Here is a 17359-nt window from a genome sequence, read left to right on the forward strand (position 1 = left end):
TCGAGTAATTCACTGTATTTTTTAATGCGAGCTTGTTGTTCGGAGAATGTCATCCCCATTTTAAAGGAGGGGGATGATGCCGGATCATCTAATACCAAACGAGGTTTAGGGGTATTGTTTGCGTCATTCATTGACATAAAAGCTCCCATTTAACGGTGACACACACGCAATAAAAAAGACAAAAATAAGCCTAGAAACGTCTCTGTTTAATAATGGGCTTATAATAGAGTCTTCAATTAATTAGAGTAGCTTAAGTATTTTCAATAAGAAGTAAAGGAAGGGGTAGAGAGAACAAGCATTCTATCCTCGTAGGATAAGTGACTTAGCGTAAAATAATTGTCCACACGTTATTTACTGCTTTCGTTTTTTATAATAAGTGTATTTACTTATATTATTCACTTTCGTAAATGTCCGAAATCTTGCTAAAGCCAGTCAGTTCTAATGTACATGGATTTTTAATATGTAACAAAATGTGTATTTTATTTCAAATTGTAACAACATTAATTTATAAGGAAAAAATCACACTATTTTCAGAATAATAAGTAAACTACGGTTTTTATTCTCACAGTACAAAAAAACCGCACCTAAAATTTAGTGTATCGCAGAAGATCCATTTGAATAAAGGCAAAATATCACTCACCAGAGTGATTTAGGGGTGGGGGGAGTAACAGAAAGGGATTAATGAAAATGATATAAAAAAAGAACCCGATGCTTAAAACATGGGGTTCTCATCGATTTAAAGATCCCCTAGGGGATCTTTTTGTTTCTAAATGGGTTATTACCAATTCTTATTGAAAATACGATCTAAGCTCCATTTACCTGGGCCTGTGATAACCAGTAATAAATATCCGCCAGCAATTGTCATATTTTTCATAAACATTAATTGGTTCATACCTTCAGCAAAATTACTGTGGAACAGTAATGCAGTAAGAAGTGTAAATACTGCGGTAAAAATTGCTGTGGTGCGAGTTAAGAAACCAAATAAGATTGCTAATCCACCGCCTAATTCTAATAAAATAGTCAGTGGTAATAAGAAACCGGGAACACCCATTGCTTGCATATATTGCTGTGTACCTTCGTAACCCCCAATTTTTCCGTAGCCTGCACTAATAAATAAAATAGGCATTAAAATACGGGCAATTAATAATGCAATGTCTTCAAATTTTTTCATGATGTTTATTCCTAATCAAACTCTATTATTCGCAATGTATATCGATTTGTATTGTATTTTCGTCGGTTATTTTTCTGTTTTTAGATTTAATAACCACGGCTACGTTGTGAGATATACAATAATGGGAAATTGAAAAAGAGGATATTAAGAAGAATTAACATTCTTAGACAAAAAAATTGATGTTTATTCTGAGGTTTTTTTGAAGGACTTTTGGATTGTACGAATTAAGCCAATTGCACCGATGGCACGTTGCCCTAATCGTATGATTTTTTTAGGGTGTTTAATGCTGTAAAGAGAAATAAAGCTAGCTCCCACTAAAAATGCCGGTTTTAAAGAGACTAAAATTCGCCACGCTTTATCATAAGGTTCTGTCACATCAAGCCAAGTTTGTGTGCTTTTCCCTAAATCAGCGCGCTGTTGCTGAATTTTATTCAACAACAGCTTTTTACGTCTTGCGAGGATCGCCTGCTTATTTTGTTTGCTCATCATGATATTGCTCCAAAAGACGTTTATCCAATTCCAATTGCTGGCGAGTATCGCCTAACAAGGTGGAATTTCGCGCTTTTCTTAATGTCATGACGGCACCAATGAGTGCACAGAAAAGTAAAGTAGCGGTTGTGATAGCTAAAGCATGGACTCGATAATCAGGTGGAATAACCCAAAATATCAGAATAAGTAAACTCATTAAGCCAAAGGCGGTGAGCAACAAGGTAACACCCGCCATTAAAATAAGCTGAATAAGTGTGGTTTTTTCTTCTTCCAGCTCAACGGCAATCAAGTTTAGGCGTGTTTCAACCATGCCTATCATGATAGCGCCAATTTTACTGAGAGAATTCAGAACCCCGGATGCGGGGCCCTGTGGTCTTTGAGTATCACTCATTATAAATTAGCGTTTTGCTAGTAGAACACCAAGAACAACACCAACTGCTGCACCAATACCGACACCTGTCCATGGGTTTTCACGAACATAGTTATCTGCTTTTCCGGCGATTTCTTTGGTGTTATCAACAATTTCTCGGCCAGCGTCGCTGAGTTTTGCACGAGAACCTTTTATAGCTGATTCTGCTTTGGCTCGTAGGCTTTGGAGCTCTTCTTTGGATTTATCTGCGGAGGAGTTCAGTACTTCTTCTAGAGTATCAGCAAGAGATTTCAATTCACCGCGCAGATCTTCATTTGAATGTTGATGAGACATAAGTAACTCCTTTAATAGAGAGATGTGATACTTATAACAATAGACTAATTTTACTGCTTAATGAAATTAAATAACGACTTAATAGTAAAAAAAAGAGATAAATCTTAATCGGTGTTCATGGTGACAAGATTGCGTGGGTATTAAGACGAGTCTATAGCGAATTAAAATAAAGGCCTGCTCACATAAATGAAACAGGCCTTTGTTATTTTTTGCTTATTGCTTTTTATGGCAGTCGGAAAATCTTTATATTATTTGATAGATCTTACGCTTTCGCTTTTTTCTTTTTAATGACAACCCAGATGCTACCAATTAATCCCATAATTAAGAGGCAAACAGGTAATAACATAAGGATATTCATTAAATAGTGTTCATACTGACGAAATAGGGGACTATTACCGAGTAAATAACCGAGTGTGGTTAAGATGCCCACCCATAAAAGCCCACTTAACCAGTTGAAAATTTGAAAGCGAGTATTGTTCAATCCAGCAAGACCAGCAATCGTTGGCAACAATGTTCTAACGAATGCTAAAAAGCGACCAATAAGTAGTGCGGCTAAGCCATGGCGATGAAAAAGCCCATGTGCACGTTGGTGATAATGTTCTGGTAGATGCGATAACCAACTGCGTACTAATTTCGTATTTCCAAGCCATCGCCCTTGAAGATAGCCCAACCAACAGCCTAAGCTTGCGCCTGCAGTCAAAATAAGTAAGGTCAATGGAAAATCCATTGTATCTTTAGCAATTAACACGCCCACTAAAATTAATAAGCTATCTCCTGGTAAGAAAGCCGCGGGCAATACTCCGTTTTCTAGGAATAGTATGGTGAATAATAAAATGTAGATAATCCATATTAATGAAGGATTAGCTAAGGTTTCGTAATCTTGATGCCATAGCGCCAAGAATAGCTCTCTTACGATTTCCATATAAAAGGCTTCCTAAAACTGAGTCATTTGGGGGTAAATATAAAATCAATCGCTGTTGTAATCTATTTACCCATTTTCTACTTCATAGGGTCTATTTTTCATTGTTTAAAACAGCAACACTCTAACAAAATCAGGAAAAACTGGACAGAAAATTTTTCAACTGGATGACGACACCACTTACACATGGGTATTGGATCTCGAAAAATAGACATCTAATCTCTTTTTGAGTTCAGAATAGGGCGTTTTTAAAAAGAAAACTTTAAGAAAATGAATAACACCAAGAAGTGTTCTCTATTTTAAAGAGATCATAAAAGATAAATTTTTAATCTTAATTAAGAAAATAAAACGTTATCTTGATCGTCTTTTTTTGTTTGTTATTTATTCAAGTTAAGGCTGTTAGTCATAGATAATTGTTAGTGATAATGTTAATAAAAAAGACTATCAATAGATTGAGAAAATGAAAAAGAAGAGAAATAAAATAAAAATCAAGTAAGATGACTAAGTATAACTTACTGATAATAATAATTTCTTTCATTTCATATTGGTATATTAAAAAGAACAAAATCCTATTATGATCACAGTTATGTTATTTTATTGTTAACAAAAACGGTTAATGCTGTATATTTTGCATAATCAGCTTTTCAGCGCGATTCAATTCCTTATACTGGCATTGCAAACACTCAATAATGCCTTTTTTAAATATTATTTTAAGTAATGGAATAGCTATGGATAAACAACAATCCAGAGTCTTCAGCCTGTTCTTTAAGGGAAGCCTCGTCAAACAAATACTCATTGGTTTAGTTGCAGGGATCTTACTTGCTTGGTTAGCGCCAGAAGTTGCCAAGATGATGAGTCTATTAGGTACCCTGTTTATTAGTGCATTGAAAGCTGTAGCGCCTGTCTTAGTATGGGTACTGGTTATGGCTTCAATTGCTAATCACCGTCAAGGGCAAAAATCGAATATTCGCCCTGTATTAATTTTATATCTGCTAGCAACGTTCTTTGCGGCATTAACTGCCGTTGTTGCCAGCTTCATGTTCCCATCAGTTTTAACACTGGTTGTTAATGAATCACAATTGTCACCTCCTGAAAATATTGCTGAAGTGCTTAAAGGCGTATTAATTAATGTGGTCGCAAACCCTGTTGATGCACTTATCAATGGTAACTATATGGGTATCCTAGCGTGGTCTATCGGGCTTGGTTTAGCATTACGCCATGCACGTGATACCACTAAAGTTTTAACGCAAGATTTAGCTGACGCAGTGACAAATGTAGTCCGTGTTGTTATTCGTTTAGCGCCTATCGGTATTTTTGGTTTAGTGTCATCAACGATTGCAACAACAGGCTTTGAAGTGCTTGCAGGCTACTTACAAGTTCTTGTGGTACTGCTTGGCTGTATGCTGTTTGTTGCTTTAGTCGTGAACCCACTGATTGTATTTTGGAAAATTCGCAGTAATCCATATCCATTAGTATGGGCATGTTTGCGTGAAAGTGGTGTAACGGCATTCTTTACACGTAGCTCAGCAGCAAATATTCCCGTGAATATGGCAATGTGTCGTCGTATGAATTTAAACGAAGATACTTATTCTGTTTCAATTCCATTAGGTGCGACCATCAATATGGGTGGGGCGGCAATTACTATCACGATTTTGACATTAGCCGCAGTCAATACACTGGGTATGCCTGTTGATGTGCCAACTGCATTATTATTAAGCCTTGTTGCTGCAGTTTGTGCTTGTGGTGCATCTGGTGTTGCTGGCGGTTCTTTGCTGCTAATTCCACTGGCTTGTAGCATGTTTGGTATTAACAATGATATCGCTATGCAAGTGGTTGCGGTGGGTGTGATGATTGGTGTGCTACAAGATTCAGCAGAAACCGCACTGAACTCATCAACGGACGTTCTCTTTACTGCAACAGTCTGTATTGCCGAAGATAATCGTATTTCAGATAATCCGTTAACTGAAAAAAATAATGGGTAAAAAGGGTAAGTAGTAAGACAGGAAGAGCTGTAAAAATAATAATCAATAATAAAAAAATAGAACCCCCACATTTATGTGGGGGTTCTTTTTGTCATTTTATCATCATGTGAACGCGTTAAATGGTAAGTGCTAATTCTGTTCCCTGTCTAATCGCGCGTTTCGCATCTAATGCATGGGCATCTTTTGCTCCACCAATAAGATGAACTATTTTGTTTTCTTTTTCTAAAGGTGCAAATAGAGGGTGATAAGCACGTTGTCCTGTACACAATATAATATTATCAGCCATAAGAAGCTGTTGTTTTCCATCTAGTTCAATCACAAGACCTTCTGGTGTGATTTTTTGATAATGACAATGTGTTAAGAATTTAACGCCTTTTTTCTCTAATGTGAGTCGGTGTATCCAGCCTGTTGTTTTCCCCAAACTTAAACCTATTTTTCCCGCTTTACGTTGTGTCATAACAATGTGTTTAGTCTCGTCTTTAAGGTGAGTTGTGGGGTTGATGCCACCGCGGGATGAAAGAGTCGGATCAATGCCCCACTCTTTATTAAAGGCACAAGGACTTAGGCTACTGCATTGCCCTTGTTGAGTAAAATAGAGACCTGTATCAAAGCCAATACCTCCGCTACCAATGATCACGACATTTTTACCCACAGGTTGATGGTGTTTTAAAACATCAAGGTAAGTTTTAACTATCTTATTATTTTGTCCTTCAATGTCAGGGCTGTGAGGCGTTACGCCACTGGCTAAAATAACTTCATCAAAATTTTCAAGATGATGGGCTGTGGCTTCGGTATTATTTTTAACAATCACACCTGTGAGTTGTAGCTGTCGTTTAAAATAGCGTAAGGTTTCCTTAAACTCTTCTTTTCCTGGTATTTGGCTTGCAATATTCAGTTGCCCACCAATCACATCTTCTTTTTCAAACAGTGTGACATGATGACCTCGTTTCGCGGCGGTTACCGCAAAAGATAACCCTGCAGGACCCGCACCAACAACAGCCAGCTTTTTAGGTTGTTGGGTTGGGATCACCAAAAGTTCGGTTTCTCGACAAGCAAAAGGGTTAACTAAACAAGAAGCGGTTTGACCTGAGAATATTTCATCAAGGCACGCCTGATTGCAAGCAATGCAAGTATTGATTTCATCTTCACGCCCTTGTTGTGCTTTAAGCACAAACTCAGGATCAGCAAGAAAAGGACGAGCCATTGAAACCATATCAGCACAACCTTCCGCTAAAATCGCTTCTGCGGTTTGTGGCGTGTTAATTCGATTTGATGTAATCAGTGGGATATTCACTTTTCCCATCAATTCGCGCGTTACATTTGAAAATTGTCCCCTTGGCACCATGGTGGCTATCGTGGGAATTCGCGCTTCATGCCAACCGATCCCTGTATTGATCATTGTAGCACCAGCTTTTTCAACAGCTTTGGCAAGATAAAGCACTTCTGATGCATCTGAGCCATCTTTAATTAAATCCAACATAGAAAGACGGTAAATAATAATAAACCGTTCACCAACGGCTTTTTTTATACCTTCTAGAATGCGTAAAGCGAAACGACAACGGTTTTCAATATTTCCACCCCATTGATCATTTCGCTGATTAGTATGGCTGACTAAAAACTGATTAATTAAATAGCCTTCAGATCCCATTATCTCAACACCATCATAGCCCGCTTTTTGGGCTAATTGAGCGCAATGAATGTAGTCATCGATAGTTTGTTCGATTTGTTGATGACTCATTTCTGTTGGCATAAATGGGGTTATTGGGGATTGAATAGCAGAAGGAGCAACGAGGTTAGGTTGGTAACTATAACGACCAGTATGCAAGATCTGTAAAGCAATTTTACCTCCTTGCTGATGAACCGCATCAGTAACAAGTTGGTGAGTTGCCAGTTGGTTTTCAGACATTAATGTTGCCGCATGAGGTAATAACACCCCTTGTTTATTAGGGGAGATCCCCCCGGTCACTATTAATGCGACACCAGCCGCTGCGCGTTGGGCATAAAACTGTGCAAGTTTTGGGGCATCATTCGGATTTTCTTCAAGTCCAGTATGCATAGAACCCATAAGAATACGGTTTTTAAGTACAGTAAACCCTAAATCAAGAGGTGAGAATAGATGAGAATAATGTGCCATCAGATACCCTTTTTAGACTGGTCAGATGAGATATCTATTAGCATAACGAGAAGTGAGTGATTAAGAGTTTATTATGTTAATAAGTTGTGATCTTAATCATGGAAAAGGTGAGTAGAGGGCTATAAAGCAATAATAATCTAAATGATGAGCTAATGAGAACAAATAGTGATAATAAAAATTACACTCATTCATAATATTTCATCATATAATGTAGTGTGCCTATTAATCTGTATTAAAAACACACATTACTATTTTGAATTTGGAGACGTTATGATTAATAAATTTAATCAACTTGTTGACTGTTCTGACTTGGGTAAATTGGTATTACGTGTTTCTCTTGGCGTTTTAATGTTATTACATGGCCTTCATAAAATGGAACCCGGTGGATTAGCGGGTATTCAAGGCATGTTGGCTAATTATAATTTACCAACTTTTATTGCCTACGGTACAGTGATTGGGGAGGTGGTCGCTCCTATCTTACTGATTATCGGTCTATTTACTCGTGTGTCAGCATTGGTTTTAGCAGGTACCATGTTTGTTGCTGTCTTGATGGTTCACTCTGGTGATCTATTTGCATTAAACCCTAAAACAGGGGGATGGGCACCAGAAAGTGCAGGCTTCTATTTATTTGCGGCAATTGCTGTCATGTTTTTAGGCAGTGGTCGTTTTGCTGTTAAAAAAGATTAATAAATCTAATAATCAATAAATTTGAATCTTATTGTTATAACTTGATTAAAATAGATGAATAAACGCCCAGTTTGTTAATTTGAACTGGGCGTTTTCTTTTTAACGATTAAGACTTATTTTTTATTGGCGGGCGTTAATTTAAAGATCTTTTCATTCTCGCCTAACCATTGCTGAGCGACTTGGTTTATATCAGTAACATTTAATGTTTTTATAATGGCGGGATCAGTCAGTAAACGCTGATACTGTTGGTCATCCGTGGCAACTTGTGCAAGGGCATCTGTCCAATAGCTTGCACTGTCATTTATCTGTGAGTATTCAGTTAGCCAGATATTTTTAGCCTCTTGTAACTCTTTATCAGTAATGCCTGATAGCTTAACTTCATTCATGACTTTACGAGCAAGCGTAATTAATTCATCTGCGCGCTCAGGTGATGCCGTAAAGTTTAAACGACCAGTATAGTAGCTTGTCGGCATTTTCGTTAATACCTCAGAGAAACCAAGTGAATAAATACCACCGGCTTTTTCACGTAAGTTGAGTCTTAAACGTTGGCTGATCACGGTGTCGAGTAAATTTAGCGCCAATACATGTTGTTGTGACCATTGGGCAGGTGCCGCATATTGAATGCTAATCATGCTCTTATCACTACTTGCAATAGGATAAGTTTTGCTAAACGAGGTAAGTTTAGGGTTAATCGCGGGATCTGCCCAAAATAGGCGTTGTTCTGAACGCGTTGGTAAACTTGCAATCCAGCGTTCAACCAGTGGTTTAACTTGATTTAGATTAATTGGACCACTGATAACTACTGTCATATCAGCAGGTTGCCCTAAAATCATTTGGTTTGTTTGCTGCAATTGTTGGGCAGTAAATTGTTTCCAAGCACCTTGAGGCGAAACGACTAAACGATCGCCATTTTGATAGCTTTCTTTATTGATATTATCTAAGAAAGTACGTTCAACTGGTGTTTTTGAAATACCTAATGCCATGGCTTGCTTTTGTTGCTCTAACTTCTCGCCATTAAACTGTGGAGAAGTCACTTTTAGATGCATTAATGTGAGTAAGGTTTCCAATTCATCAATCGGTGCTTCGCCACGAAAACCGTGGAATAACAGTTCGCTATAAGGGCGTAAACTTATTTGGTGTTGCTTGCTAAATAACGCCAATTCACGTGCATTATAATGACCATATCTACTGACTTCAGGTAATTTTAATGCCCATAGCACCATGCCTAAGCTTTGATTTGTTTCAAGTGAAGCGCCACCCGGAATACGCAGTGAAACTTGAATATTATCTTTGAGATAACTGTCATTTTTCACAATCACTTTTATGTTATTGCTTAATGTCCACTCTTGTGTTTTTTCAATCGGCAATGATTGTGTTGAAACAACTGAACCCGTTAGCTCTGGTTTAATATCTAATACAACAGATTGCGTTTTTAGGGTAAATGCTCCCGGATTTGATTGTCTAATTTCGTTCCAACGTTGTGCGACTTGAGTTGCATTAAACACATTAGCGTCATTATCAGGACCAATTACAGCAACTCGTGGCGATGATTGTTTTAGATATTGGGCAAAATAAGCAGATAATGTTTCAGGGGTCACTTTATTGATTAATTGATAGCTTAGATTTAGCGCCTGTTTTTTAGTTTGAATTGGCATATCCAATTCAATGGCTGTCGTGATTTGATTGGCTAAATAATCGTGTTCGTAACGCTCTTCACCCGCGGCTTGTTGACTTAAACGTTTTAATATCGCGTTGCGAGCATTATCTAACTCTTCTTGAGTGACAGGAACAGAGGCTAGGCGTTGAACTTCTGTGAATAAAATATCTAATGCGCCTTGGTAATCATTACCTTTAGGATGCACAATCATCAATTGTTGTGAACGACGAGCATCTAACATTGCACCTTGAGCATTGGCACTAATAGACGCAATTAAGCCATTATCAACGATAGTGGAGAAACGTTGATTTAAAATTGATAGCCATAATGAATCCATTAAATCTTCATATTGACCTTGGCGACTATTTAAAGGTGCGGGCAAAGTTCGTTGTAAGGTGAACTGCAAAATACGCGAACCTTGTTCTTTGTCGAAAATCGTTTTAACAAGTAGATCTTTATGATCGATAAAATTGTGCCAAGATGGGTCGTCAATCCCTTTATTCTCGCTGTTTTTGGCGTTAAATAGTTGCTTAATATCGGCAATAGCATCGCCTTGATTAAAGTGACCAACTAGTACTAATGCCATTCTTTCTGGTTGATACCAAGTATCGTAATAGCGTTTAGCATCTTTCACATCGCCATGTTTAACGATGTCTAAATCACCAATAGGATCACGATTGAGATAACGGCTACCGTAATAACGTAACTCTTCTAACTGGCGGTTAATGCGAAAACCGATACCTTGACGCAAACGCCATTCTTCAACAATAACGGGACGCTCTTTATCAAACTCAATAGGATCGAATGTCATTTCAAATGCCCAGTCTGATAAAATCTTTAACCCTGTTTTAATTTGGATCGGATTTGCATTAGGTAATGACAGCTTATAAGTCGTCGCATTTAAACTTGTTGCCGCATTAACATGACTTCCTAATTTCATGCCTAGGCTTTCAAGTTGTTTAAAGCCTGTAGTACCGGGGAAATGCGTTGTACCTTTAAACGCCATATGCTCAGTAAAGTGTGAAAAACCGAGCTGTTTTTCATCTTCTTGAACGGAACCACTTTTAACTAAAAGGCGCATTTCAACACCCGTTTGTGGGCGTTGTAATAAGTAGACATCTAAACCGTTATCTAACGTGAAATGGCGAACATCAGGACGCAATAATAGCGCATTATTATCACCTTGAGATGGGGTGCCTGTGGCACACCCTAAAAGTGAAAGACTGACTGCGATAATCAATAAGTTACGATACATATTCGGCAGCTCCAGCAGGTTGAGAGGAAGATACGGACGGGGCGTTGAGTGAAATCACATTATCTGCAATCACATGTGTAAAGCGTTGGTGGCTGACTAAGGCAATACCTGCGGTGGGCAGATGTTGTTTTAGCAACATCAACATGTTTAATGCATTTTGTTCATCAAGTGCAGAGGTGGTTTCATCTAATAAAATCAGTTCCGGTTTATTGAGTAATAAACGGGCAAAAATAAGGCGTTGTTGCTCACCACCTGATAAACGAGTTGTCCAATCCGTTTCTAGTGAAAGCTGATTTTTTATTTTGTCTAAGCCCACCAAGTGGAGCGCTTCTTGGTACTCTTTTGCGGAAAATTGATTAGGTTGACAAGGATAAGCGAGCAAACTATCTAAACGCGCAAAAGGCAGATACATACGCTGTGGGAGCCAGCACACATTTGGCGAACGTTGAATTTCTCCTTTGAAATAAGGCCAATGTCCACTTAATGCTCTAAGCAGTGTTGATTTACCTAAACCAGAACAACCTTCAATAATGGTTAACTCACCCGCTTTTACAGAGAGGTTAATATCTTGGATTAACAAACTGTCATCTTGCATAAACAGAGAAAGATTGGCTTTTAATTTAGTCTGTTTGTCATTTAAATCAGTGACTTCTGGCTCGTGATCGTGCTCTAAAAGCACCACGAAATTATAAAGACGTGTTACCGTTGCTTGCCATGCGGCGATCTCTTTATACGAGAAAATAAACCAGCTTAATGCACCTGCGACACTAGAGAATGCTTGTCTTAATTGCATTAATCCGCCTAGCATTAACTCGCCTGCAAGGAATTTAGGTAAGGCAAAAATAATAGGTGCCATTGCAGTCGCTTGTTGGTAACCCACTGTAAAGAATGCAAGATTCCTTTCATAGCGGATTAGGTTATTCCAGTTATGAATAACGCCTAAAAAACGCCCCATTAATTCGTTGCGATCACTGATTTCACCGCGTTGACCTGCAATTGCATCACCATGTTGTTTACGGGTGATGAGTGCAGTACGGTAATCCGCTTCTTTGCGCTGTTTCTCCATATTAATTTTACGCAAGGGTGAACCAATGAATTGCGTAATGGTGATCCCGATAATGGTATAGATAATACACGCCCAGAACATATAACCGGGAATAGTCCACTCACTTCCCCCTAATGTGAAAGAGAGCGCACCAGAGAGTGACCAAAGAATGGTGGCAAAAGAGATAAGCGTGAGTAACGAGTGCAAAAATGTCACGGTTAAACGCATGGTGGATTCGATCAGTAAACGAATATCTTCTGCAATACGCTGATCTGGGTTATCCGGCTCTTGAGACGTGAGCCTTAACATATAGTGTTTACTGTTTTTTGATAACCAGCGATCAAGGACTTGTTCCGTCATACCTTCTCGCCAGCGAATAACCATTTTTTGGCGTAAGAAATCGCCCATTACCACCACAGTAATTAATCCTGCAATAATAATGACAAATTGTTGAAGAAGCTTGTAGAGCGCTTGTCCATCAAGTTGTTGTAATGCGTTATAAAAGCCACCATTCCATTCATTCATTTTGACGTTAAACCAAACGGATGACAGGGTTAAGGTCAAAGAGACAATCAATAGAAACCAGCAGTAAAGGGCGGCACGCCGCCCCCAAAAAGGTGAAACTAAATAGAAAAATTGTTTTATTGTTTTCATTGCTTATTGGTCATATTTTTATTGTATATCGACTTGGTTGCTCACATTAACTTCGTCAATTTATTAATAGTCGTAGCTGACTTGTAACCAGAACTGACGACCGGGTTCATAAGATTTGTATTCTTTATCTTTGTAAGTGAAGTGATCAGCAACGTTTCGAGTATTAAGAACGTTATTCACTTCAACAGAGATACCCACACCATAAGCAAACTCAGGTTGCCAGCTTAATTTGGTATCCCAAGTAAAGCGGCTACTGTAGTTTTGTTTTTTATAGGCATAAATATAACCAGCTTCAGGGGTTTGAATCGGGTTACCGTTATTGGTTTTTTCTGCTTGGGAGCGCCAGCTATTCCATTGCAATTGGTTAAACCAAGTCACATTCCATTCATCCCAAACACTGGTGAGATCAGCGGTGATTTTTAATGGCGAGTTGAAGTTACCAGAAGGTAAGTCTTTGGCATCAATGATTTTTCCATCATAGAGCACTTTGTTTCGGTTAACGTTTTGAGTGTTTGGACTAAAATCGGCATAACCTGAATCTTTAGGGGTATTAGTTTTGCTTTGTTGCCAACTTATTGAAGCATTAAAAACATGATCAGCTTGTGCCAATTCCCACGGCTGGCTGTTTTTAACTGATAGCGTCACTGTATCGTGTGAACTACGACCATTATTATTAAATGCACGAATATTCATTTTTTCGTAATCCGTGCTATCAGGATATTTTGTATCACTACGCACTTCATCACGACCGTTACGATGAACGTATTGTAAACGCCAAGTGGTTGAGGCGATTTCTTGTTGTAAACCTAAAGTGAATTCATCGTTGTACGGTGTTTTTAAGGAATCTAGACCGTCAAAATCAGTACGGTTATTCCAGCTGGCATCAGAGGATTCACAATCAAAGTAACAGTGTTGCAAACCTGCATTTTGTGCCCCATACAATGCGTAAGTTAACATGGAGCGACCATAGTAACGGTTTACACCACCAATTAAGAGGGTATTACCTGTGCCCCAAATATCATAAGTCCCACTTAAACGCGGTGAAATATTGTTTCTTTGAACAAAATCATCTCTATCTAAACGAATACCAGGACGCAGTGTTAAGCGTTTATATTGAATATTGTCATCAAGATAGATTGCATAATTTGTATAGGTTGCACTATGGCTTCCTGATTGGAAGCGTGTAGTATTTGAACGTCCGCCACTCCACTCGTTTGTATCAGGATCTGTGATCCCCGTATAGAAATAACTATAAAAATCTTTATCTCTGATATAAGAGCCTTTGGTTCTTGCTACTTCAAAACCTGTCGTAGGTTGGTGTATGGTTGAACCTAAGTCATAAGCGTTAAAACGCATTATCGCTTTAGTACTTACGGTTTCTTGATTACTCTTTAGATCACCCTGACCGCCACTGTTATAACTTGTTGGTGTTGACCAACCAGTAATTGCATCATCTAAACGAATAAAGTAATTTTGATCATTCGTTCGTTTATCTTCTAATTTTTGATAACCCGTTGTTAATTCTAATGTACCAAGCGCTAATTTATGTTTATAAAGTGCAGTAAAACTTAAACCATTATGCTCATTATCATAGCCTGAATTATAGACTGAACCTGAGAATAGATAGCTTTTATAACGTGCGATATTACTTGATAAATCAAGAGATTGAGTATCTGAGATATCCCAAGAGTATTTAATAAAATAGTTATCTGAGGTACGCGTTTGGTCGCGATAACCTGCATTTTGTTCCACTTGTTCTAATTCATAGTCAGGTGTATGGATAAAGCCACCAGCACTACTCATCATCATAGGAATGCTTGATTCACGGCGAGATGCAGAGAATATTAAACCTGTATGCTCAGTTAATCCTGTTTCAAACCAACCACCGAAATTTTGCTTATCATATTTTTTTTGGAAACGTGCGGGGTTACTAAAATCATTGTTTGCGGTATCAAAATTTAGTTTTGGATCGGTGAAAATATTATTCCAACTTGAACGAGTGGTACGGTAATAGGCATTAGCGTGAGTTTCGCCAGACCAACGACGGCTCTGTACATCAACGGTACCGCCTGTAAATCCACCAAATTCCACCGGAATGTTGTTATCGTAAACAGTGACACTATCAATTAAGCGACTATCAAGGTACATCCCTTGTTCATCACTCGTAACACGAGTATTGGTTTCACCATTACCTGAATTGGCGGGGTCAAAGTCGTTGTTAAAACTGACACCATCAAGTTTATAGGCGTTTTGATAACTACTAGAGCCGTGAATAGAAATACGTGAAGGTTTGATTTCACCCTGATTCATTGATGTGCTGTCATTATTGGAAAATTGAACAGCAGGGTTACTTTTGAGTAAGTCAGTGATGTTGCCATCACCTGTATTACGCTGTTTTATCTCTTCTGAGGTGATGTATTGTGGGGCTGAAACCACATCAGTAGCCGGATGATACGTACTACCAACACCTGTTACTTTAACTTCAGGAATAACAATCGCGTTAGCCGTTGCAAGAGGGCGAATAACAAATCCACTGCCTTGTGGAATAATGTCTAACCCGCTACCAATTAAGACTTTTTGTAATGCGGTTTGGGTTTCAAATTGACCTGAAAGTGCGGGGGCTCGTAGGTTTTTGACCGAATTTGCATCAAATAAAATTTGTACTTGCCCTTGCTTTGCAATGGCACTTAATGAATCAGCTAAAGATTGTTCTGGTAAAGCCACAGAAACTGTAGATGCATAAGCGCAAGGTGCGACAATAGTGGTACTTATTAGCAACGTTAGCAGAGACCTCTTAAGGGTCTCTTTTTTGTTATTCATTTTCATTTCACCAATCCCATTCACTAACTTAATAATTGTTGTTACTAAGGAAGAGGGTGAAATGAGAATTATCCTCACCTGTAAAAAAGAATATTTTTCATATTTCTTTTTACTTGTTGATAATTAACGCATTATTTTTATCGGTAAAAACGACATTAACCGGCAAGATAAGGGGAATAGCGGTAATAAACGCTTCGGCATCATTAATGTTCGCGATCCCTGAGACTTTCATTTTGGCAATTTCGGGGGAGGAAATTTGAATATTGATATCAAGATAAGGTTTGAGTTTAGTTATCACTTCATTCAATGGACGCTCAAAGAAATGCAGTTGACCAAAACGCCAACTTCCCACGGAATCAATGTTGACCGAAGAGATAACAAAACTATCACTGGTTAATTTGCTGGTGGCTTGAGAGCCCGCATATAGATAGGCTGGAGAAGATTTTGGTGTTGCTTTTACTTCTACAATTCCTTCATGGACAGCGACGTTAATTTGATTGTTATCATAGCGACTGACTTCAAATTCAGTCCCGACAACTTTAATTAATCGGGGATCAGCATGTACATAAAAAGGGCGATAAGGATTTGATTTAACTTTGAAATAGGCTTGTCCTTTATCCAGCCATAATCGTCTTTCTTCTTGTATATAAGCTACTCTTACCTGTGTATTTCTGTCTAAATAGACTTTAGAGCCATCAGCTAAGGTCATTTCTTTAGGTAAGTCACTGGTTGCAAGCGTCATATTATCCATCAGTAATGCAGGTAAATGACTATAAGGAAGATATAAAACGGTGAGCAAACAAAGAGTCGCCGTGGTGTGGATCACTGGGCGCCAAGGAGCGCGTTTTTTCTTTTCAACCGTGGCTAGGTTGGGGCGCGGTAATGCATCGCATTGACGCCAGATACCAGCAATGTCTTGATATGCTTGCCGATTTATATCATTTTCTATCCACACTTTAAACGCTTGGCGTTGTTTGGAAGGCATCCTTTGGCTATGTTGTCGGGTGAACCAAAGGGCGGCTTGCTCATCAGGCGATCCAGTGAGTAATTCATCATCATTCTCCAAATAAAGGGAGTCTGAGTCCTCATCTGTGTGAGGTTTATTTTCCGGTAAATTCTTTTCCGGCTTACTCATCATTCGTGCATTTCTCCTGTCCTGCATCGACATATCTTTTGCAATATAATAGGGCCGCCGCAATATGTTTTTCCACCATACTGATTGAGATATCCATTTGCTCGGCAATTTCGCTTTGTGATAGTCCATCAAAACGATAAAGAACAAATGCTTCTCGACGGCGTGGAGGTAATGTTTCAATTGCTTCACTAAGTAGATCTAAACGCTGCTGGTGCTCAAGGACATACCCCGGATCAATCTCCGTAGTATAACTTTGAGCGGCGTCATCGAGTTTACTATCATCCTGATAGAGATCTTTTTGCTTTTGATTTTTTCTCCAATGGTCAATCAAAACGTGGTTCGCTATTTTAAACAAAAAAGCACGCTGTTCTTGCACTGGTGTTTGTTCTTTTCTGTTTAGCCATAGTGTAAACACATCTTGAGACAAATCATCTGCGTCATGGTAATTACCCGTACGTTTGTGGAAAAAACGCACAAGTTGTCCATAGGTTGATTGATAGGCACAACTAATTTTTTGTGCCAATGATTTATCGCTAGCCATAATCTCTGGTGTTTAAAAAAGAGTGAAATAATAAGCTCTTACTGCTTCTCAAGCGAACAAGTTATGATAATTATCAAGCTAATTTTTATTGTATTATTAATAATAAGCAATATCATTTGTGTTTGTATTATGCCTATAATTCATCAGAAAGAAAATCAGAGGCAAGA

General features: G+C 38.4%; 13 protein-coding genes. 2 read left to right on the plus strand and 11 right to left on the minus strand.

Annotation, left to right across the window (positions count from 1 at the left end; translation table 11 throughout):
• Positions 1 to 778: 778 nt before the first annotated feature.
• The 5 genes from DK865_RS11250 to DK865_RS11270 form a co-directional block, all read right to left on the minus strand.
• Positions 779 to 1171 carry a DoxX family protein gene (locus tag DK865_RS11250; protein ID WP_023580968.1) on the minus strand — a complete coding sequence of 131 codons (393 nt, stop codon included), beginning with the start codon at positions 1169 to 1171 and terminating at the stop codon, positions 779 to 781.
• A 183-nt stretch (positions 1172 to 1354) separates the two neighbouring features.
• Positions 1355 to 1660: a YqjK-like family protein gene (locus tag DK865_RS11255; protein ID WP_023580967.1), complete on the minus strand. Its 306-nt coding sequence runs from the start codon at positions 1658 to 1660 to the stop codon at positions 1355 to 1357.
• Positions 1641 to 2051 (minus strand): phage holin family protein, encoded by a 411-nt coding sequence (locus DK865_RS11260; RefSeq protein ID WP_023580966.1) that lies wholly within the window; start codon positions 2049 to 2051, stop codon positions 1641 to 1643. Before DK865_RS11260 ends, DK865_RS11255 begins: the two co-directional genes overlap by 20 nt.
• Positions 2052 to 2057: 6 nt before the next feature.
• Positions 2058 to 2363 (minus strand): DUF883 family protein, encoded by a 306-nt coding sequence (locus tag DK865_RS11265; protein WP_023580965.1) that lies wholly within the window; start codon positions 2361 to 2363, stop codon positions 2058 to 2060.
• A 262-nt stretch (positions 2364 to 2625) separates the two neighbouring features.
• The gene (locus DK865_RS11270; protein ID WP_109391960.1) at positions 2626 to 3285 is read right to left on the minus strand and encodes a DedA family protein; all 660 of its coding nucleotides are present in this window, start codon (positions 3283 to 3285) and stop codon (positions 2626 to 2628) included.
• A 725-nt stretch (positions 3286 to 4010) separates the two neighbouring features.
• Between DK865_RS11270 and sstT the strand changes: the two genes are divergently transcribed.
• Positions 4011 to 5264: a serine/threonine transporter SstT gene (sstT, locus tag DK865_RS11275; protein ID WP_036911791.1), complete on the plus strand. Its 1254-nt coding sequence runs from the start codon at positions 4011 to 4013 to the stop codon at positions 5262 to 5264.
• Positions 5265 to 5379: 115 nt separating this feature from the next.
• Here the strand turns inward: sstT and DK865_RS11280 are convergent, their stop codons facing one another.
• The gene (locus DK865_RS11280) at positions 5380 to 7398 is read right to left on the minus strand and encodes an NADPH-dependent 2,4-dienoyl-CoA reductase (RefSeq protein ID WP_109391961.1); all 2019 of its coding nucleotides are present in this window, start codon (positions 7396 to 7398) and stop codon (positions 5380 to 5382) included.
• A gap of 270 nt (positions 7399 to 7668) precedes the next feature.
• Here DK865_RS11280 and DK865_RS11285 point away from each other — a divergent pair, with 270 nt between their 5' ends.
• Positions 7669 to 8085 carry a DoxX family protein gene (locus DK865_RS11285; protein ID WP_023580961.1) on the plus strand — a complete coding sequence of 139 codons (417 nt, stop codon included), beginning with the start codon at positions 7669 to 7671 and terminating at the stop codon, positions 8083 to 8085.
• Positions 8086 to 8198: 113 nt separating this feature from the next.
• Here DK865_RS11285 and DK865_RS11290 read toward each other — a convergent pair whose 3' ends face one another.
• The 5 genes from DK865_RS11290 to DK865_RS11310 form a co-directional block, all read right to left on the minus strand.
• Positions 8199 to 10997 (minus strand): M16 family metallopeptidase, encoded by a 2799-nt coding sequence (locus tag DK865_RS11290; RefSeq protein WP_109391962.1) that lies wholly within the window; start codon positions 10995 to 10997, stop codon positions 8199 to 8201.
• The gene (locus DK865_RS11295; RefSeq protein ID WP_109391963.1) at positions 10987 to 12696 is read right to left on the minus strand and encodes an ABC transporter ATP-binding protein/permease; all 1710 of its coding nucleotides are present in this window, start codon (positions 12694 to 12696) and stop codon (positions 10987 to 10989) included. The genes DK865_RS11290 and DK865_RS11295 overlap by 11 nt, the downstream gene beginning before the upstream one ends.
• 63 nt (positions 12697 to 12759) lie before the next feature.
• Positions 12760 to 15522, minus strand: a complete 2763-nt coding sequence (locus DK865_RS11300) for a TonB-dependent receptor (RefSeq protein WP_036911783.1) — start codon at positions 15520 to 15522, stop codon at positions 12760 to 12762.
• A 103-nt stretch (positions 15523 to 15625) separates the two neighbouring features.
• On the minus strand, positions 15626 to 16654 hold the full coding sequence (locus tag DK865_RS11305; RefSeq protein ID WP_023580958.1) for a FecR family protein: 1029 nt from the start codon (positions 16652 to 16654) through the stop codon (positions 15626 to 15628).
• Entirely contained in the window at positions 16644 to 17192 is a 549-nt protein-coding gene (locus DK865_RS11310; RefSeq protein ID WP_023580957.1) for an RNA polymerase sigma factor, read from the minus strand. Before DK865_RS11310 ends, DK865_RS11305 begins: the two co-directional genes overlap by 11 nt.
• Positions 17193 to 17359: the final 167 nt, after the last annotated feature.

It is taken from the genome of Proteus cibi (genome assembly GCF_003144405.1).
Taxonomy (GTDB): domain Bacteria; phylum Pseudomonadota; class Gammaproteobacteria; order Enterobacterales; family Enterobacteriaceae; genus Proteus; species Proteus cibi.